The sequence below is a fragment of the Postechiella marina genome, from assembly GCF_039538365.1.
In the GTDB taxonomy this organism is placed as follows: domain Bacteria; phylum Bacteroidota; class Bacteroidia; order Flavobacteriales; family Flavobacteriaceae; genus Postechiella; species Postechiella marina.
In genome coordinates, this window is record NZ_BAABCA010000005.1 from 435,390 (window position 1) to 455,647 (window position 20,258).

The 20,258-nt window shown below is 32.4% G+C and carries 12 protein-coding genes and 1 pseudogene; 1 reads left to right on the forward strand and 12 read right to left on the reverse strand.

Translation table 11 applies throughout. The features are described 5' to 3' along the window. Nucleotides 1-43: 43 nt before the first annotated feature. The 9 genes and pseudogenes from ABD715_RS13330 to ABD715_RS13370 all read right to left on the reverse strand — a co-directional run bounded on the left by ABD715_RS13330 (nt 44) and on the right by ABD715_RS13370 (nt 12,800). Nucleotides 44-2,128 (reverse strand): LamG domain-containing protein, encoded by a 2,085-nt coding sequence (locus ABD715_RS13330; RefSeq protein ID WP_344788771.1) that lies wholly within the window; start codon nt 2,126-2,128, stop codon nt 44-46. Nucleotides 2,129-2,216: 88 nt separating this feature from the next. Then, a complete protein-coding gene (locus tag ABD715_RS13335; protein ID WP_344788773.1) occupies nt 2,217-3,821 on the reverse strand; it encodes a DUF5060 domain-containing protein in 1,605 nt (534 codons plus the stop codon). A gap of 14 nt (nt 3,822-3,835) precedes the next feature. Then, a complete protein-coding gene (locus tag ABD715_RS13340; protein WP_344788774.1) occupies nt 3,836-5,623 on the reverse strand; it encodes an arylsulfatase in 1,788 nt (595 codons plus the stop codon). 320 nt (nt 5,624-5,943) lie between these two features. Beyond that, nucleotides 5,944-7,734, reverse strand: coding sequence for an arylsulfatase (locus ABD715_RS13345; RefSeq protein ID WP_344788775.1), 1,791 nt, complete (start codon nt 7,732-7,734; stop codon nt 5,944-5,946). A 19-nt stretch (nt 7,735-7,753) separates the two neighbouring features. Continuing rightward, a complete protein-coding gene (locus ABD715_RS13350; protein ID WP_344788851.1) occupies nt 7,754-8,209 on the reverse strand; it encodes an alkaline phosphatase family protein in 456 nt (151 codons plus the stop codon). Continuing rightward, a pseudogene (locus ABD715_RS13355) lies at nt 8,183-9,205 on the reverse strand (sulfatase family protein); the annotation flags it as partial. The pseudogene ABD715_RS13355 and the gene ABD715_RS13350, both read right to left, overlap by 27 nt. Before the next feature lie 31 nt (nt 9,206-9,236). Next, nucleotides 9,237-10,670 carry a Gfo/Idh/MocA family protein gene (locus tag ABD715_RS13360; protein WP_344788776.1) on the reverse strand — a complete coding sequence of 478 codons (1,434 nt, stop codon included), beginning with the start codon at nt 10,668-10,670 and terminating at the stop codon, nt 9,237-9,239. A 32-nt stretch (nt 10,671-10,702) separates the two neighbouring features. Then, on the reverse strand, nt 10,703-11,512 hold the full coding sequence (locus ABD715_RS13365; protein ID WP_344788777.1) for a sugar phosphate isomerase/epimerase family protein: 810 nt from the start codon (nt 11,510-11,512) through the stop codon (nt 10,703-10,705). A 16-nt stretch (nt 11,513-11,528) separates the two neighbouring features. Further along, complete coding sequence (locus ABD715_RS13370) at nt 11,529-12,800, reverse strand: glycoside hydrolase family 117 protein (protein WP_344788778.1); 1,272 nt, start codon at nt 12,798-12,800, stop codon at nt 11,529-11,531. 224 nt (nt 12,801-13,024) lie between these two features. Here ABD715_RS13370 and ABD715_RS13375 point away from each other — a divergent pair, with 224 nt between their 5' ends. Next, nucleotides 13,025-14,680: a tetratricopeptide repeat protein gene (locus tag ABD715_RS13375; protein ID WP_344788779.1), complete on the forward strand. Its 1,656-nt coding sequence runs from the start codon at nt 13,025-13,027 to the stop codon at nt 14,678-14,680. Nucleotides 14,681-14,682: 2 nt separating this feature from the next. On the opposite strand, the gene ABD715_RS13380 is transcribed toward ABD715_RS13375, so the two are convergent. From ABD715_RS13380 to ABD715_RS13390, 3 genes are all read right to left on the reverse strand, one after another. Then, nucleotides 14,683-16,218 (reverse strand): alpha-L-fucosidase, encoded by a 1,536-nt coding sequence (locus tag ABD715_RS13380; RefSeq protein WP_344788780.1) that lies wholly within the window; start codon nt 16,216-16,218, stop codon nt 14,683-14,685. Between the two features lie 186 nt (nt 16,219-16,404). Next, nucleotides 16,405-18,252 carry a sulfatase-like hydrolase/transferase gene (locus ABD715_RS13385; protein WP_344788781.1) on the reverse strand — a complete coding sequence of 616 codons (1,848 nt, stop codon included), beginning with the start codon at nt 18,250-18,252 and terminating at the stop codon, nt 16,405-16,407. A gap of 2 nt (nt 18,253-18,254) precedes the next feature. Further along, nucleotides 18,255-20,252 (reverse strand): hypothetical protein, encoded by a 1,998-nt coding sequence (locus tag ABD715_RS13390; protein ID WP_344788782.1) that lies wholly within the window; start codon nt 20,250-20,252, stop codon nt 18,255-18,257. Nucleotides 20,253-20,258 lie beyond the last annotated feature (6 nt).

The window sequence follows — 20,258 nt, forward strand, 5'->3', positions numbered from 1 at the left end:
GGGGTAAGAAAAAGGTTAAATTACTATAAAGCCCATATGTTGCTTAATTAAGCATACAATCTTCAAAAGAGACACTAAGGTTTTCGTTAAGTGTTTCTTTATAATTTAAAACAAACGTTTTGTATCTATTAAGAGCCAATTGTTTTTCATTTAAACCTAATAAAGCGGTAATTTGATACTTTAAAGCCATCTCTGATAACGGATCGATACTTAACCATAACCTAGCACTTTTTCTTAATATTTTCCAATGCTTATTATTTAAAGCTGTTAGGCATAACTCCCTTACTTTCTCTAAATGTTGCTCGTTAAGTTGTAAAATAATATTATCGAAATTTTTATCTTTTAAAGGTCTGCATAGTTGTAGGTTTTTATAGGGGTAATTTACAACCAAATTAATAGAATGATTATTATAAAAAACAGTATCGACAAAAACACCATCTTTAATATCAAACTTCCATTTTCTGTTCTGATAATTTAAAGAAAGTCCATCGAAATTTTTTAAAATTTTTCTGAGACGATGCATGTTTGTGCCTCTGTTATTTTTTTGCTGCGAAACGCTCTCTGTTTCCCACAAAATATCTGAAAGTTCTGCAGAACTAATATATCTTTTTGTAACACGAGGAAAGAGTAAAATTAAACTAAATAAACGCACCAAAGTTGGTGTAAACTCATGCGAGACATCTTTTCCGTCTTTATTGAAAGCTCTAAATTTATCGAATAAAAATATAGCATTTTTAACAGGAAACTCTTTAGGCACAAAACCACTAACAACCTCTACTTGCTTACCTTTCTTTTTTAAACGAAAAAACAAAAATACAGCCATTAAAAACAGACCTAAAAGCACTAAATAGATTACATACCATTTTGAGTTAGCAGAACTATTTAAAGATAATTTATCTACTTCCAACTGGCCTTCGTACACTGTTTTTATTTCTTTAGATGATAATACTTTACTCCAAATTGCAAATTGACTCATTTGCCCATTAAAAGTATCTCCCCATAAACTTTTTCCTATTTGTATATAATCTTCTTTACCTGTATTTCCTCCTACCGGCTTACTATCAACTAACTCACCATTAATATAAAAATTAACTTTATGGTTGTAATTAACTGTAATTGCTAAATGTACCCAACTATTTAAATCTCTTTTAGGTTGTGTGCTTTGGATTTTAAACATCATTGGCACACTAAACCACATGCTTTGAGTTGTAGGCTTATAACGTAAAGAAAAATCTGTATTTCCTGCAATGCCTACCACTCCAGGTTTTACTATTGGTTTTACCCAAGAGGCTATGGTTATTTGGTTATCAAACTTTAATTTATCTAATCTTAAAAATGAGGCTTCGGTTTTAAAATTAGCGACAAAGCCTTTAACAGAATCTTTAATAAAATCGACATCTTTAGCCAATTTAATTATTTTTGGCGAGGACGAATAATCGGTAAGACTACCCTGTAATGGCAAATATGCCAACAACTTATGATATAAATTTGTTTGAAGCAAAGAAGCCTCGTAATCCTTTTTAAAATAAGCTTCGGGCAAAACTGTATTCCAAATTTTTAAACGGTCTAAACTTCCTTCTGCCTTAACTCCGTAACGGTCGTTTCCTACAATAAACTTTGCTCTTTTACGCTTCCACCAATCTGAAGGCATATTTTCTTTTAAAACAAGATCTCCATTATAATATATTTTTAACTCACCTGTTTGAGCTATGCTAAAACCTATATGCTGCCATATATTATCGCTTAACAAGCTAACTGTATTAACATCTTTCTTTAAATAATAATTAAACTGAAGTTGACGATTAGATAAATATCTAAAATAAAACAAGTTTTCTTCACCAAATAGTGTACCTGAGTGCACATCTAGTTTTTTTGGCAAGAACCAAAAACTAACAGATAAATCTGATTTCCTTCTGTTATTTTTAATAGTAAAAGTACTATCTGCACTTAAAATAAAATCTACAACTCGACCACGAACAAAATCTTTGTTATTAGATTTTAAATTGTGTGTAACATGCTCACAAAGTGCGTTTAAATCTTCAGAAAAAAAAGGTTCGAATTGAGGTGTTTGTGCAAATAGTTTTATAGTTAAAACGGTAGTGAAAAATAAAATTGCTTTAAACCTCATGTATAATCAATATGATTTCTGTATTTAATGATTGCTAAAAATAATGCTTTTTGTTGAGTTTATATGATGTTATTTTATCGAAACACAATTAATGCTTTCTTATTAAAATGGCATCTGCTTTATTGTACCAAGGGTTTTTAAAATGTCCGCCCTTAAACTGAAAAACTTTACTATACGCCCCTGTTAATGTATTATACCATTGATAGGTACCTGTTTTAGCAAAAAATGGAGATTGCCAATTAATTGATGCTTGGTAATTATACTTAGGCAAATACATTAAAAACACGCCTTTATTATTCGTTAAAGTATAGCCACTGTTATTGCTTTTTGTGTCTGGAGAAAAATCTTGAAAAGGATATTTTTCAAAAAAACTAACAAAGTGTTTATAATATTCGTATTTAGGTTTTAATAAGTTATTTGGCATATTATTAGCATCTGGTATCATAACATACCACGATGTTCCTTGCCAATAATAAGTACTGTAAGTTCCTGAGAAATTGATTAAATAATTTCTACGCAAGCATATTTCTGGAGATATATAATCTCCTGGAAACACCTCAAAAGGAGACTCGGCGTAACCTCCATGCTCTATATTAAATATGGGTTTATTAGGAAATGCCTCCCTAACTTTTAACATATCGTGGTAAATAGTAGCACTCCAATTTTGTGCCGAAATTATATCTACAGACTCTGGGTTTTTAATGCAAAAATCGTATTCATGCACCGTTAGCAAGCGTTTATAAACATCTAGTTTTCTTATACGCTTAATACGCTCTAAAATATATTTAGGAGAACAACGCTTTCTTTCATAAGCTTCCTTTGCTACATCCCAAACAACGTTAGGGTATGCTTGATATCTTTTAATAATATAATCAAAAAACATATTATCTGCTTCTGTATTGGCATCAGGCCAAGTTACTAGCTTATTCCAAACATAAATCATTAAATGCAACGAAATATTTCTATCATTCATCATAGCAATACTTCTATCCATTTGCTTGAAGTAGTCTATATTAAGTAAACTAAAATCTGGATTTTTGTTAGTTCCTAAAAATGGATAAATGGACAAGTCATCGCTGTAATCATATTCAGGGTAATCTTTTAATTTAGGATCTCGTTTCCACTTAGCACCAAAAGAATATACTGTTGTTACAATTTGGTTAAATTTATTCTTTTCTAAATCGTCTAATAAGGCTTTTGTATTGGGCGCGTCTTTTTTGTTTTTATAATCTAGCGCAAATAACCAATCGCACTCATAAGCCATTTGCATATATGGAGTACCATCTTCATAATAAAAATGTTGAGGGTTTTCTGGTTTTACAACAATGCCTCCATGCTTGTTTTTATTGGTTATTGGCGCTACAAAAAAAGTTCCTTTTTTATTATTTAACTTTTTTATTTTGGATTTTGTTTCGTATTTCCATTGTCCTGTTTTTGATGAAGAAAACCTAACAACCCACATATTGTCTCCATTATAAAAACCTGGTAATGTTAATTGCTCTCCTTTTTCGTTTGTGAAAATTGCATTAAAGTCTACAATAAAAGGATTCTTCATGGTTGGCTTAGCTACAAAAACAAAATCGTAAACTTCCCACTGTTCTATATTTATATTTTTTAAATACGATGTATTATTATTTGCTGCAAATAATTTAATTGCTAACAAAAACAACAAATAAAAAAGTGCTTTTTTCATATCAAAAAATCTAATTAATTTAACTGTTTCATTTTCACATAAAAAGCAGAAAAAGCTTCCTTATTAGTGTTTATAAAATGAGCTTTTAACTGCTGTGGCCCCTGAGATAACCTGACTTTAAATATTATATTTTTTTTAGAACTATTTAGCTTTTCTTCTAGATGTAAAGCTGCTACATCTACGGTAGCTTTTTCTATATTAAGTGATATACTCGATGGTCTAGATACATACCAAGGGCTATCTTTCCCTAATGTTTTTACTGTATCTGTAAACGCTAAACCAGACTCTTCTGGCCATCTAGATAATGATATTTCGTATTCGCCCGTTTCCTGCACATCAATCATCCAATAACCATCATTAGCTAAAGCTGGTTTTTTACCGTGCAAAGGATTTCTAATATAAGCTTGATTCCAAGCTAAAGGTTTGTTCGAGTGCAAATCGTGTACTGTAAACGAAGTCGTTTTAGATTTTTCTCCTCCTACCTTATAAGCTTCATATTTACTAAAATCTTCCGATACATATTGCCACCATTTTTCGTAAGCTTTTCTCATTTCACTCACTTTTTCGGGGTTTTGAGTTGCCACGTCTGTTTTTTGACCTATGTCTTTTTTTATATGATAGAGTTCTTTCCCATCAATTAATCGCCATTCATTATCCATCACAGCACTCATTTTCCATTTTACAGGTTGTTGTGTCTTATTTTTATCTACTACAGCATAACGATTAGTCCATTTTTTTGTTTTTCGCTTAAATAGAGGTTTTAAGCTAACACCATCAAACTGAGAATTGGTTGTATTTTTTAAATCGCACAAATCCATTAAAGTAGGTAAAACATCATAATTCATAGTTAACTCATCTACAGGTTTACCTCCTTTTAAACCGCCATTATTCCATTGTATAAAAAACGGAACACGGTGTCCACCATCGTAAGCAGAGCCTTTTAAACCTTTCATACCAGCATTGTAACCTTGTTCGACTCCTTTCACAATTTTATAACCTGCTGCTGTCCCATTGTCTGTTAAAAAAATTAAAATAGTATCATCTTTTATACCCAAAGATTTTAATTTTTCATCCAGTATGCCAACATTATCATCTATATTAGTTATCATACCATAGTAAGCCTTTTGCTGCTCATTTATTGCTGTTTCATTTTTATAAATATTATAGTATTTTTCGGGAACATTTAATGGCCCATGTGGTGCATTTGTAGATATATAGACAAAAAATGGTTTGTCTTTTTTTCGTTCAATAAAATCTATAGCTTCATTAAAAAACACATCGGTACAATATCCTTTAAATTTTTCTGGCTTACCGTTACGCATATAAGTATCATCAAAATAATCATTATTCCAAAAATCTGGAGTTTGCCCTATACCTCCAGCGCCATGGCATACACTTTCGTCAAACCCTCTATTTTCTGGTAAATATGGATAAGCATCACCTAAGTGCCATTTTCCATAAATACCTGTACTATAACCGTTATTTTTAAAAATTTGAGGCATAGCTACAAATTTTTCTCTTAAAATATTACATCCTCCTATAGTATGCCAAACACCTGCACGATGCCCTTCGACTCCAGATAATAATCCCGACCGACTGGGAGCACAAGTGGTTCCGCCATGAAAATTAGTTAGTCGTATACCATTATCGTGCAAATTATCTAAATGAGGTGTTTTTATAACCTTATTTCCATGCGCTGCTATATCTCCATAACCTTGATCGTCTGTAATTATAATTATTACGTTTGGTTTCTTTTTATTTTGAGCTACTAAACCTAAAGAGAATAAGCATAAACAAACCATTGTAATATTTTTTAAACTAGCCAAAATCTTCATTGATAATCTTGATTATATATTGTTTTATTCTTTTACTTGCGTATTACAATCTTAACTTTTAGAGGTTCTTTTCTTGTTAGTAACATTTTTACTCTTATAATACTTTAAGCCTTTTTTAATAAACATTTTAAAAAGACCTTTTTTATTCTTATCAGAATTTAATGCATAGTAACACTATTAAATCTCTTGTAAATGTATTTTCTTTTAAAGAAAAGCGACATTACAAATGGTCGTGTTTATGTAGTATATGTTCTTTTATAAAAGCTACAACATTTAAAACCTTTAAATTAAAGGTTTTCTACAAGTTGTATATAACTATAATAGACACCATATTTTTCTTTACCTTCAATAAAATCGGTTACCAAAAATGTTTTTCCTTTTTCTAAATTCACATCAAAAACAACTTCGTGATCGTTTGCTTTTATCTCCTTTTCATGTATTTGATTAGCAATACTTATCCTCACTTTTTTTGGTGAAATAGACTTATAAGAAAACCATTTTTTAGGATTTTTATTTGGTATGCCTAAAATTGGCCCCGAGCATTCTTTTGGCCATCTTCTGCATGAAATTCGGTATCTTCCGTCTTTTTCGACATTTAAAGCATGGGTATTATTTTGATTTTTTAACCCCTGTGCAACTTGTTCACTTTTCCAAATGGGCTTATCCTCTCCTATTGCATGCTGAATTGTAACTTTTACTTCTTCTTGAGCCAAATTACCTATTGTTGATGATGGAAACTGATTATACTCGTCATTTTTTTTAGTTACTTTTAAAAAGGTTTCGTTATCCTTAAGTAACCTTTTAACAACATCTGGGTATTTACACGCTATGTTATTTAACTGTTTTTTGTCTGTTTCTATGTTATAAAGCTCCTTACCATTAACCAATCGCCATTTCCCATTTACAATACAAGATATTTTAACATCTGTTGGTGGTCGCCAATCTTGATTGTTATGAACAAAAATACTTCTATCTTTTAGCCTATCATGCTTCTTTTTAAAAAGCTTAGATAAATCTACACCATCTAATTTATTATTTTTTGGTATGTTTAGATTGCATAAACTTGCTAGTGTTGGTATTAAATCTACATGAGCTGTAGTTTCATTAATGTCTTTACCTCCATAAATTTTTCCATCTTTCCAACGAATAAAAAATGGAACACGATGTCCTCCCTCTACTTTATCGCCTTTTCTACCCCGAAGTCCCATATTATAGCCTCTTTTACCATCGCGACTTAAACCTCCTGTAGCACCATTATCTGTCATGAAAATTAAAATTGTATTATCTGCTAATTTATTTTTCTTTAAATAAGCTTCAAGTTTTCCAAAATTTTCATCAATGTTAGCAATCATACCAAAAAACTTAGCATTAACTATTTCTTTGCCTTCCTTTTCCTTATATGGTTCTACATATTTATCTTCTACATAATGTGGCCCATGTGGTGCATTGGTTGGTAAATAGATAAAAAATGGCTGATCGTTATTTTTTACTGAATCTATAAAGTTGATAGCTTCTTCAAACCAAACATCTGTACAATAACCTTTAAACTGTTTTGGCTTATTATTTACATAATACATATCGTTAAAGTAATTATTGCCCCAATAGTCTGATAATTCGCCTACACCACCTGCTTTGTGATGAATAGCGACATCAAAACCACTATCTGTTGGACGCACAGGATAGTTGTCGCCCAAATGCCATTTACCAAACATGCCCGTTTTATATCCGCTTTGTTTAAATATATCTGCCATGGTTACCCCTCCAGACAAAGCATCTCTTCCTTTATAAGTTGCCCAAGCTCCATTATTAATAGGATAACGACCAGACATAATAGCACCACGTGTAGGCGTACAAACCGGACTTACGTGATAATCTGTAAATCTAACAGATTGCTTATAAAATTTATCTATATGTGGTGTTTTTAACCATGGATTGCCATGGCAGCCTAAATCGCCTATACCTTGATCGTCTGTTAATACCAAAATAACATTTGGCCTTTTCTTTTCATTATGCTTTTTTTGAGAAAATCCAGAGAAAGAAACCCCAATAATTAATATTACTAATAACTTTATATTCATCTTAAATTTATAATCGTGTTTATTCTAACTTTCCAATTTCACGAGTACCGCTTCCCGTTTTTATTCCAACATTTAAATCTCCATACTTTTTACGTGCTTGTTTTGCTAAAAGCATAATTTCCTTTACTTTATCTTGATTGTAATCTATAACATTATATTGCTCTCCTGGATCTCTCTCCATGTTATAAAGTTCTAATTTTTCAACCGTTTTTTTTATTCTTTTACCACCAACACCATCTTTACCCGGCTTGGTATTATAAGAATTCCAATCATGTGGAAAAACAAGTTTCCAATTACCTTTACGTACAGCGTTTAAATTATTTTTTCCATAATAATAAAGAATAGATTTTCTTGGCTCTGATTTAAAATCGCCTTTCCAGAGTGAAGTGATATCTACACCATCTATTTCGTTTTTAGATAACTTACCTTTAGATATCGCAGCAAACGATGGTAATAAATCTATGGCGCAGCCCAATTTATTACAAACAGTACCTGCTGGAGTTTTTCCTGGCCAACGAATAATAAATGGCACACGTTGGCCACCTTCCCAACTTGTTGTTTTCCCTTCTCGAAGCCCACCAGATGAACCTGCATGGTTTCCAAAGTTTAACCATGGTCCATTATCGGTAGTAAAAATAAAAATGGTATTATCTGCGACTCCATTTTTTTCTAAAGCTTTGGCAATTTCTCCTACCGACCAATCAATCTCCATCATAACATCACCATATAAACCTTGCTTACTTTTACCTCTAAATTTATCTGAAACACCAAGAGGAATATGTCCCATAGTATGTGGCACATAAACAAAGAAAGGTTTATGTGATTTTCTGTTAATAAAATCTATTGCTTTTTCGGTATACAACGTTGTTAGCTTGTCTTGATCTTTTAAACTAGTTATTTCTCCTATTTTTTTGTTTCCCTCAATTAATGGTAATTCTGGCATTTTAGAACGCTTATTTTCCTTAGGTCATTTATGGCCTGTAGCGCTATTATGTGGCCACATGTCGTTTGAATACGGAAGCCCAACATACTCATCAAAACCATGTTGTAAAGGCAAAAACTCTTTTTGCCAACCTAAATGCCATTTACCAAAAATACCTGTTGCATAACCTTGGTCTTTAAACATTTCTGCTATAGTATACTCCTTTTTATTTAACCCTACTTTATGATGAGGAAATAATGCACCAGAAACCCCTATTCTATTAGGATAACATCCTGTTAAAATACCTGCTCTAGATGCACTACAAACTGGTTGTGCTGAATAAAAATTAGTAAAACGCATCCCTTTGCTAGCCAATTGATCTAAATTTGGCGTTTCGAAACCTGTGGCTCCGTAACAGCCCACATCACCATAGCCTTCGTCGTCAATAAACACTAAAACAACATTGGGTTGAGTCGTATCTGTATTTTGTGCGTTAAAATTGAAAGCACATAGAATCGTTAATATTGTAAAAAAATAAAACTTCATCATAATTTATAAATTGATTAATAAAATTTAGGCCTTACCACAAATTCTCGCCATAAGCCCATCCTTCTCTCACATCTTCTTTTATATAAGTATTTAACTCTTTATGATTAGTGATTTTCATTTTTTTAGCATTATATTTTATCTTTTTATTTGCGCGTTGCGCTAAAGCACCTAACAAAGCTACTTCTGTAAGATCTGCACCATACTCGAAACTAGAACCTGGTTTTGGCCCATTGTTTCTAATTGCCGAAATAAACTCTGCATGTGGACTTTCATCTTTTATTCTAGCTATACTTTTATTCCATCCTTTTGTTTTAAAATCATTCCACGCTGCTCCTGGCATTAAAATTTTAGGATTGTATGGTTTACCATCTGTTAAAACAGTATTTTTATCTCCAACCATTAACATACCGTTATTAGGCAAATTTTTTAGTCCCCATTCTGGTCGATTTTCTGGTTTTTTACCTCCTTCATACCAATTTAATGTAACTGCAGGTTGTTTTCCTCGCTTAGGAAATTCATATTTTAAAACAGATTGATCTGGACCAAAATCGCTAGGAACAGGGCTTAACTTAGCAAAAACAGGCTCTACAGATGTAGGCATTCCTAAATTTAAAGACCAAAAAGGAGCATCTAAAGTATGGCAACCCCAATCGCCAAGCATACCTGTGCCTAATTCAAAATGATGCCTCCAAAACCTAGGTAAATAAAAAGGGCTATAATCTCTTCTTTTTGTTGGGCCTTGCCACAAATTCCAGTCTAAAGTCTTTGGAATTGTTTTACCTATTGGAGGATAATTATCGGGTTTACAAAACCACCCTTTTGGACTAGGGTCGAACTTAGGACCATTAAACCAAGCATGAATTTCTTTAACCTCTCCTAGCAAACCTAAATCGTACCATTCTTTTACACTTCTAATTCCATCTGAGGCATGCCCCTGGTTTCCCATTTGCGTAACCACTCCGTAATGTTTGGCTGCCTTTTTTAAAGTACGAAGTTGCCATATATTGTGAGCTAGAGGCTTTTCTACATAAACATGCTTCCCCCTTTCCATTGCTGCCATAGTTGCTGCAAAATGGGTATGGTCTGGGGTTGATACAATAACTGCATCAATAGCCTTATCCATTTTATCTAGCATGACCCTAAAATCTTTAAATCTAGGAACATTTGGTAACATTTTATAGGCTGTAGCTGCTGCTTTATCATCTACATCACAAAAGGCTACAATATTTACATGAGCATGAGCTTTTCTTTCACCTTTTGGTTCCAAACCTTCTTTAACTCTTCTATTATCACCACGAATACCTAGCATTTGCGTCCAGTTATTCATCCCTCTTCCTCCTACTCCTATAACAGCTACATTAACAACGCCATTAGGCGAAAAACTTAATAAACTTGGCAAAATAGCTACTCCTGCAGCACTTATACCTGTGGTTTTAATAAAATTTCTGCGAGATAAATTTTTCATGGTTAATACATTTAGTTTGGTTGGTTGTTTTTTTATTTAATATAAGTTTTTAAAAATGCTATATTATGCTGTAACTCTTTTATTAAAACAGACTTTTTTGCTGTATGCTCTATAATGTAATTGCCTTTAAATTTTTGCCTATTTAATTCGTTAAAAACGTTTTCCCAATTAATAATACCAGTCCCTAAAGGAACTGGTTTCCCTTTAGAACTTGGTTTATTAACATCTTTAATATGCAGCTCGGTTATTTTTCCTTTTAATAGTTTTAGGGATGCAGTAACATCTAAATTAGACCGTTTCCAATGCCCCACATCTGCGCAAACACCTAAATATTTACTCCTACCTATTAAGCCTTGTTTTACGTTAGCAGGATTCCACCAGTGCCTTTTAGGCTTGGCATGATTATGTATAGAAGCATAAATTTTGTATTGCTTACACAATTTATCTATTGTTGCTATTTGATCTTGAGCTGGCTCTGTAATTATGGTTTTAATTTTCATGTCCTTAGCGAATTCGAAAAGGTGAATCCAATCCTTCTCTTTTTTCAAAGAAATAACACCATAACTCACCACTTTTACCTTATACTTTTTAAGCAAAGCCTTAAGTTTTACAAGCTGACTTTTGGGCATTTTATAACTTGTTAAAGTACTATCTACCCTGCTAAATCTTTGTTTAGGAAACATCTCTATTTTCTTTAAGCCTAAAGCAGATATTTTCTCTAAAGTTTCTTCTAAAGAATAATCTTTAAATGTCCATGCTTGACTTCCTATATTTTTCTGAGAAAAAGCAATAAAAACCACTGTAAACACTAGCAAAAGCGTACAACAGAGTCTCTTATTCATAATAATACATCATTACTTATTTAAGGACATTATTTTCTTTATCTATACGGTTACGCTGTTTTTTACTTAAACTACGTTTAAAATAATCTTCTGGTGTATATTTTACTCTAGGCTCCTTCATTTCTGGATCGTGTAAATCTTGACTTAAATCGCAATCAAATCTTGTTAGCATAGAGTGAAATTGACCTTTTCCTCCTAAAGAAATAAAGTGAGCCATTCCCCATGTAATACCTCTACCATCCTTAGTATCTGCAAAGGCATCAGGAACGTATGGTGCTCCTGCGTAAGGCATCATTTCTGTAATTGAAGCTATTTCGAAATTAACACCATCTTCGGCATATTGTATGGTATTATGCTCGTTACCATCTTTATAAACCATTGCAGCAATACCTGTTTTAAAAGGAAATAAAGAGGTTTCGTGCCCAGAAGAAATTACAGGGTTTAATGGGTGTTTTGTAAAAGGACCTAAAGGATTATCTGCAGTGGCTAAACCTTGCATTCTTATCCAGTCTCCTTTTTTACCAAAATCTGATTTATAATATAAATAAATTTTACCTTTATAAACTAAAGGATATGGGTCGTGAATTGAGTATTGATCCCAAGCGCCTTCACCTCCATTTGGAATTACAATTTTATTATACGGTGTCCAAGGTCCATCTGGAGAATCGGCATAAGACACAGCCACAGGGCAATCGTCTCCACGCTTACCACTAGCCTCCATAAAACCTTGATAGTATAAATAATACTTACCTTTCCACTCTAAAATATCTGTAGTTGTAACAGCTCTCCAGCCAACAATAGGTTTTTCTGGTCGTTTAATTGCAACACCTTGCTCTTCCCAATTAAAACCATCATTACTAGTGGCATACCAAATTTCTGCTAAATCCCAATCAGACGAAGGTATAACATCTGAACTTGCAGCTGCTCCTCGTGGTGGTGTTGGTGTGTTTCTATAAGTATACCAAACATAATATTTACCATTGTGCTTAATTACTTTTGAAGGATCTCTTCTACTTATTGTTCCATCATGATTATTATAATCGAAACCTTTTACATCTGTATATTTAAACTGCGAAAACAATTCGTTTTCTTGAGGTTTTGGTGCAGGATACGCATCGTACAATCTATTTAATGCACGACTAAGCTGCATATTAGGTTTTTGCTTTGGTAGTTGATGCGGAAAATCTTTTATAGGTTTTTCTTGTTTAGCTTCTTTTATCGTTGTCTCTTTGTTTTCACACGAAAATAAAACGAACACAAGGCCTAATAATACGAAAATGTTTTTCATTATTTTTTATATAGTTTAGTTAGTTGCTTATTCTTAAAAATACGGGATTATTAACTAAGAATAAATAAATCTTCTATTTTTATAAAATTATAAGAAGACGTATTACCAAAAATACGTAAATAGCATCTTTTGACGTCTAAAAAAACATACACAAACATTATACAATGTATAGTTTTTACTTATATTGTAGAACCAAAAAAGTATATTGCTACAAAAATACACATATGCACAAGACAAAACATAAAAACCTAATAAACAGAGTTTTAATATTTAATTTGTTTATATTTTGTCTAGCTTACTCTAATTGTTATTCTCAAAAAAAAGAAAGCAAAAAAAACATTGACTCAACAACCTATTACACTAAAACATCTAAAACAGCTATTAGAGAACGCTCTTTATTTCCTGAAAAATCTTATGATAGACTTACAAAATGTTATTCTTATTTTAGCAAAAAAAAGGATTTAGATAAAACACTGCTTTGTCTTGTAAACCTTTCGGACATTCAAAAAGAATTAGGAAAACTTAGTTTGTCTTTCGAGCATTTATGGCAAGCACAATATTTAGTTAAAGAAACCGACAATTATTCGTATAAAGCTATAATTAATAGAAAACTGTCTTACTTATACGATAATTTTAATAAGGATAAAGAATCTCTATTTCACCTTCAGCAAGCTTTAAATTACTCAAAAAAAATAACATCTAAAAACAATCAAGACAGCCATCAACTAAATGCCAACTATTTAAACTTGGCAGCTCGCGAACGCCAATCTGGAAATTATGATGAAGCTTTAAAATACATTGACTCTTGTATTTTTACTGATAAAATGATTAAAAATACCAGTTACAGTTTACTTGCAGCCCAGGTAGAACGTGGTTTTTTACTTATGAAATTAGAAAAAACCACTGAAGCAGCTCAACTTTTAAATCAGGTAAAAAAGAAGTCTTTAGAAAACAACTCTAAGTTTAAAACAAGAATATATTACTCTTTAGGCGAATTAAAAACAAATACAAAAGAATACGATAGTGCTATTTATTATTTCGAGAATAGTTTAAAAAACATAAAGACATCAAACGCCAACAAATCAATGTCTCCATATATCTTAAACAAACTATCAAATCTTTACTATTTAAAAAACAAACCAAAGAAAGCATATAAACTCATAATTGCTGAAAATAGGATAAAAGACAGTTTATCAGAAATTAAAAACAGGGTTTATAACGAGCTTTTCGAAATAAAAAATACGTATTTAGAATCTATTAGAAAAAAAGACTCTTTATTAGAGCAAAAAAATAATATCATTGAAAAGAACGAACAAACACAATTCTGGTTAAAAATAATTATCTTTTTAGTTATTCTTTTAGCTGTAGGTATGATACTTATGTCTAGAATGCGACTAAAACTAAAGAAAACATTACTAGATAAGACTGAAACAGAATTACAATCTAAAATTCAAAAAGAAAGAAGTAAAGCAAAAATAGAACTTAAAAGTAAAGAGCTTACTGCTTATGCCTTGCAGCTTATAGATAAAGATAGTGCTATAGACGAATTGCTAAAGGTTTTAAAAGAAAAATCGCCTTCTTCATACAAATCGCTTAACAATAAATATAAAAAAGGCGCTGAAGATTTATGGGATGAATTTAACCTTCGTTTTACCGAAGTTAATTCTGATTTTTATAACAGACTTAAAGAAAAACACCCTAATTGCACTCCTACAGAGCAAAAACATTTAGCACTAATAAAGCTAAAATTCTCCACTAAAGAAATGGCTAGAATACTAAACATAGAACCACATAGTGTACATATTTCTAGATCTAGAATACGTAAAAAAATTGGTTTAGAACGAGCAGACAGTCTAGAAGATTATGTTGCTAATTTATAACTCTACTCTAACTCGAATTTAAAAACTGTAGCTAGATTATTCATATCTACATTTGGCATGGTTAAAAAGAAATCTCCTGAAGTTAACTCCCAATCAACCTCAACATCTGCCCCTAATAGAGATATCTTTTTAATTGGCGATGGCGCAATGTTACGGTGATAACCGCCTATTGCTCGCATAGAAATTCGTTTTCCGGGTTCTGGCTTACCTAAAAAGAATACATACATTGCCTTTTTATCTTTTGCTACCGTAAAACGTACATCGTTAGCTGTATAGTTTACCGTCGCAGATTGCCCACCATGATGTCCATCTCCTGCACTGGCTGTTCCATAACCAAAAATAATATGTGGTCTTGTACCGTAAACTGCTTCTCCATGTACTTTCATCCAATCTCCAATTTCTTTTAAAACACTACGCTGCTCTTGGTTTATAACACCATCTGCTCTTGGAGAAACATTTAAAAGCACTACACCATTTTTACTCCAAACATCAATCATATTACGAATAACTAAATCTGCTGTTTTATAAGGGTGCCCTTCTACATACATCCAACGACTTTTACCAAGTGTAATATCTGTCATCCAAGGTGTTGGCCAAGAATCTCTTCGTCCACCTTGTTCGTAATCTAGAATACTATAATCTAAAGATAAATCTTCTTGCTTGTGAGCTGTTACTACTTCTTTGTTATGTTTAATTCCATTATTAAAATGATGAGCAACCATTTCTAATTTTTTATCCTCTGGAATTAAATTTAACCATGAGTCGTACCATAAAATATCTGGACTATATTTATCTACAACCTCAACAACTTGATCTAACCAGTATTGATTAAACTCACCTATGGTTTCAAAATTACCAAACAACTTACGCAATTTAGGGTCTGTAGTTGATGTTGGCAAATCTGGATGATATACATAATGGCTATCGTAAGCTGTTTTCCATGCTTCTGGTTTATTAGCATTTCGTTGTCCATTACGTGCATGATGAAACGTTGCTATGGTTTTTAGACCTCTTTTTTCTAAGGATTTGAAAATGTCTCCTAAAATATCGCGTTTGGGTCCCATATCTGAAGCATTCCATGGGTTTACTTCGCTATCCCACATGGCAAAACCATCATGATGCTGCGCTACAGGCCCAGCAAATTTAGCTCCTGTATTTTTAAACAATTCGGCCCAATCTTCTGGATCAAAATGTTCTGCTTTAAACATAGGAATAAAATCTTCGTAACCAAACTCATAAATACTACCATAAGTTTTCTCGTGATGTCTACGAATAGCACCTCTATCTTTATACATATTGTGAGGGTACCAAGCACTACCATAAGCAGGTACACTGTATGGCCCCCAATGAAAATACATACCTAATTTAGCATCTGCAAACCATTCTGGTGCAGCTTTGTGAGTTTTTAATGATTCATGATTTGCAGTATAGCTTTTTTTATTGGTCAAACTTTTTTGTCCAATTTCTTTATTACTAACACAACTTACCGCTGCTATTGCAACAGTTAAAAACATACACTTATATTTATTTATTTTCATTTTACTATTAATGTTTTATCTTTTTATTTAAACTGAATTAATTAGCAACACTTTAATATTTGCTTCTTATTTGATTATTTTTATATATAACAAGTTTAATGTACTTGTAGCCAAAATCTTAACACATAGCTACATTTAAACCAAATAACTATTAACAGTTACCATGCAAACAACTTTTTTGGAACCTTAAATTTTAGGAATTATAGCCAAAGGAATCTTCATTTTTTTATCATCGGAACCACGCGCAAAATTACTAATGGCGTAACTATTTTGTTTAGACCAATCGCATTCTACGCGACCATCACCTAAAACAATTTGCCCTAGTTTTTTTCTAAATAAATTAACTAACTCTTTGTATGCTTTGTTTTCTGCCACATTGTTTCTTTCCAACGGATCCTTTCTTAAATCGTATAATGCAGGACTTATATCGTTAATATCACAAGTTAAGGCCCACTCTATATTTTTATTCATTTCAAAACCTCTAGGTTCTTTTCTATTTGGTCTTGTTTGCATAGAAAAAGCAAAATCTTTTGTTCTTATATAAGCACGAGGTCCACATACCAAATTCATTTCTCCTAAAATATAATCTCTCTTATTTGTTCCGTTCATAACATCATCTAAAACAAAACCATCTAGAAACTTATATTCCTCATTTTCTACATTTACTCCTGCAGCATCTAGTATAGTTGGTGCAAAATCTACAAACTCGACTGCATTTTTATTGATCTTACCTTCTGGATATTTTATTTTATCTGAAGAGACCACAATAGCTGCGTTGTGAATGGATTTATCCCAAGGGCCAAATTTAGATTCTATTCCTTGCTCACCTAGCTGCCAACCATGATCGCCAACCGTAAAAACAATTAAGAATTCTTGATTATTCTTTTTACAATAGTTTTTAAAGGTTTTTACAGCGTCTCCAATTAAATAATCGCCAAAAGCACAAAAAGCATAATAATCTTGAATAGCTTGCTGCTTATCTCTAGCTTTCATGTCGTGAATTTTCATGCCTCTTAATATTTTTTTTAGCTGCTCTGGAAGTTTCGAAGCTTCAGCCTCATCATAATCTGGTATTTTATATTTTTTATTTTTAAACTGATCTCTAAATTGTTTTGGAGGCAATACAGGCGTATGAGGTAAGTGAAAACCTAGACTAACCATTTGAGGCTTACTAGAATTAGCGCCTTGTACTGTTTTACCCCATAGTGTTTTAAACGGAGTATCTTGATTATTTAAATAATTTTTAAACTCTGCTAAAATATTAGCATCTACAGTTTTATTTGCTGGTTGCGGGTTTTGGCCTCCATAAATCAAATCTTTCATACCTTGCGTATAAGCCCTAAGTATATCAAACTCCTTATCTACTGCCTTTTTTGTTGCTATCTCTTCTGCTGTTAACCCTTTCCCTTTTCTGTAAATTACATAACTTTTCTCTGTACCATCTTTATAAACTACACTCTCTTTACTTCCTGTTTTTCTTCTAGAACCATTAATGTATTCATAATTACTTTTAGTATACAAATCGCCAAGACCGTTTGCTTGTAAATCATGTTTAAAGTGTACTTTGTAATCGTAAATTCCAGAAGGATGAAAACCTTGTTTTCCTTTCCAACCATAGATATACGAATCTTCTTTTCCAAAAACAGCAGTTCTATATCCTTGCTTTCTTAATATTTGAGGCACAGTAGGTGTTACAAAATCTGGTTCTTGGTGGGTTTGTTCGAAAGCATAATGTCCGTTTCTAAAAGGGTATCTTCCTGTTATCATGGCACCTCTTGAAGGTCCGCAAGCAGGAGAATTAGTAAATGCATTTACAAACAATACGCCTTCTGATGCTAAAGCGTCTATGTTTGGAGAAGACACGTAACCTAATGCACTTTCTGCTTTTCCCGTGGTAGCTTTATTAAAACAATTTAAGGCATCTGCCCTATGATCGTCTGTAATTATCCATAAAATATTTGGTTTTTCTTGCCCTCTAATATTACTAAAAAGACAACTTAAAATGACACCAAAAAGCAAGCTATATTTCTTCATAATTATTTTTTATTTCTATTAAAAACACGCATGGTAACACTAGCTATTTGGCCACCATCTGTATTAAACAATACATTTATTTTATTATTTTCTTTTAGTAAACTTGTATCTACAGGAATTTCTAATGTGCCATAAAACCTATTGCGATAAGTTTGTGGTTCGCCTTGGTAGTTATCTGGAACCTTAATTTCTGTTTCGTTTATAGTAATTAAAGGTTTTAATTCTTGACCATGATCGCGTGCTATACTAACTCGTAAAACAGCTTTACTTTCTGTATCTATTTGCAGTTGATTAAAAGTAAAAACATTGTTATCGCCTCCTTTTATTTGTTTATAATACTCCTTAGCGTAATATTTAATCTCTTCGGTTTTGTGAGTTAATTTATTTTTTTTCTTGAAAGTATACTCTAAAATTACTGTAGCTTCTTCTGCTATTTCTATGCTTTTATTTGTTGCATAAACTGCTTCATCAATAACACCTGCTTCACCATTTATTAAATGATAATGCTTCTTTTTTATACTAACCAACGGATTGTCATTACTACCCTGTAAATCAATATTTAAAATGTTTTTTTCTGGCAGTAGGTTATTAGCAATTATATACACTTTGTTTTTGTGCACATAAGCATCGGTTTGTATATCTAAATTATTATCCTGAATGTCTAAACGTTTACCTTTTACATCTGCCCATAGCTGATAAAATTTAATAAAGTCTGTATACACCCACTTATCTCCTTCTTCGCCTTCTGCTTCAAACTGCTGACGAAGCAAACGACTTCTGTAGGGGTTGCCGCTTGGATGTTCTTTTCTTCCCCATTCACTTTTAAGTGTAAAAAAAGGAATTGCTAGAGCTACGCTTTGCGGATGATCCATAAACGTTATTAACATAGAATTCGCACTTTTAACATACAGCCAATCTCGGTAAGGTGTCCACGGATCGAACTTAATTTCGTGCGCCTGCACCGAATATTCTGTGATAATAAGTGGTTTTAGTTTTCCAAACTTCATCATAGCATATTGCTCCAACATATCTAAAGTAGCTTCAATATTACTGCCTTTTCGCCATCGTTGTACCACATTGCCTTCTCTTTCTACCTTACAAGGAAAATCGTAAAGATGAAACGACCAAAAATCCATATCATCTCCTGTCAAGTCTATAAAATGCTTCCATCTATATTCCCAACGTTTAAAATCGTACATTTCAAAATAAGGAAAAGCACAAGTAAAACCACCAACCAACACATCTGGATTTTCTGCCTTTACTTTTTTAGCTACGGTAGAATGGAATTTTGCTAATTTACCAATAGCTTCTAATTCTACATCTTGATTACCTGCATCTTTTGAAGGAATTAAGTCCCAATCGGGTTCGTTTATAACTTCCATATATTTAGGTCGAGGTTCTCCCTCTCCTCCATAATATTCTTTAATATATGTTGCAGCGAATTCGCCAGATGCTGTTCCAAATGGATTTTTAGTAGTATCGTCTTGAGACAACGCTAAACCTAATTTGTTTTTATTTCCATCTGGCCAAAACGGATGAAATTGAGATACAACCAACATGTTATTCGTTCGGTTTTCTAAATACTCAAACCCTTGCGTTTCCTTTTTCCATTTATAAGTTTTAATATTTCTTTTCGCAGATTCTCGCATTTTAGAAATATCTGGATACCCAGGGCGTTTATCATCTTGATAAGTCTCTTTTTTAAGCGCACCACTTAATCCGCCAGATTCCCGACCTAAATAAACATCGTACTTTTCTAGAAAATCGCTTCTAAGATTAGGCATAACATTATCTCCTCCCCAATCTGACGCTTTTAAATCGGCATGAACAGTTATGTATTTTTCCCTATCAAACTCACCAATTCCATTAACCACATGGTTTGTGTTTAACTTAACTACTATTTGAACAGCTTCTTGTGCAAAACAAACCACATTAACACTCATTAATAAACAGAACGTAGCTAATTTTAATATTTTAAATAGAAAAGGTGCATTTATCATTTATAA

What these genes read in the sequence shown, in the direction of transcription:
- ABD715_RS13370 (WP_344788778.1), bottom strand. Translation starts at nt 12,800, where the DNA reads ATGAAAAACATTTTCGTATTATTAGGCCTTGTGTTCGTTTTATTTTCG.
- ABD715_RS13365 (WP_344788777.1), bottom strand. Translation starts at nt 11,512, where the DNA reads ATGAATAAGAGACTCTGTTGTACGCTTTTGCTAGTGTTTACAGTGGTT.
- ABD715_RS13385 (WP_344788781.1), bottom strand. Translation starts at nt 18,252, where the DNA reads ATGAAGAAATATAGCTTGCTTTTTGGTGTCATTTTAAGTTGTCTTTTT.
- ABD715_RS13390 (WP_344788782.1), bottom strand. Translation starts at nt 20,252, where the DNA reads ATGATAAATGCACCTTTTCTATTTAAAATATTAAAATTAGCTACGTTC.
- ABD715_RS13345 (WP_344788775.1), bottom strand. Translation starts at nt 7,734, where the DNA reads ATGAATATAAAGTTATTAGTAATATTAATTATTGGGGTTTCTTTCTCT.
- ABD715_RS13330 (WP_344788771.1), bottom strand. Translation starts at nt 2,128, where the DNA reads ATGAGGTTTAAAGCAATTTTATTTTTCACTACCGTTTTAACTATAAAA.
- ABD715_RS13340 (WP_344788774.1), bottom strand. Translation starts at nt 5,623, where the DNA reads ATGGTTTGTTTATGCTTATTCTCTTTAGGTTTAGTAGCTCAAAATAAA.
- ABD715_RS13380 (WP_344788780.1), bottom strand. Translation starts at nt 16,218, where the DNA reads ATGAAAATAAATAAATATAAGTGTATGTTTTTAACTGTTGCAATAGCA.
- ABD715_RS13375 (WP_344788779.1), top strand. Translation starts at nt 13,025, where the DNA reads ATGCACAAGACAAAACATAAAAACCTAATAAACAGAGTTTTAATATTT.
- ABD715_RS13335 (WP_344788773.1), bottom strand. Translation starts at nt 3,821, where the DNA reads ATGAAAAAAGCACTTTTTTATTTGTTGTTTTTGTTAGCAATTAAATTA.
- ABD715_RS13360 (WP_344788776.1), bottom strand. Translation starts at nt 10,670, where the DNA reads ATGAAAAATTTATCTCGCAGAAATTTTATTAAAACCACAGGTATAAGT.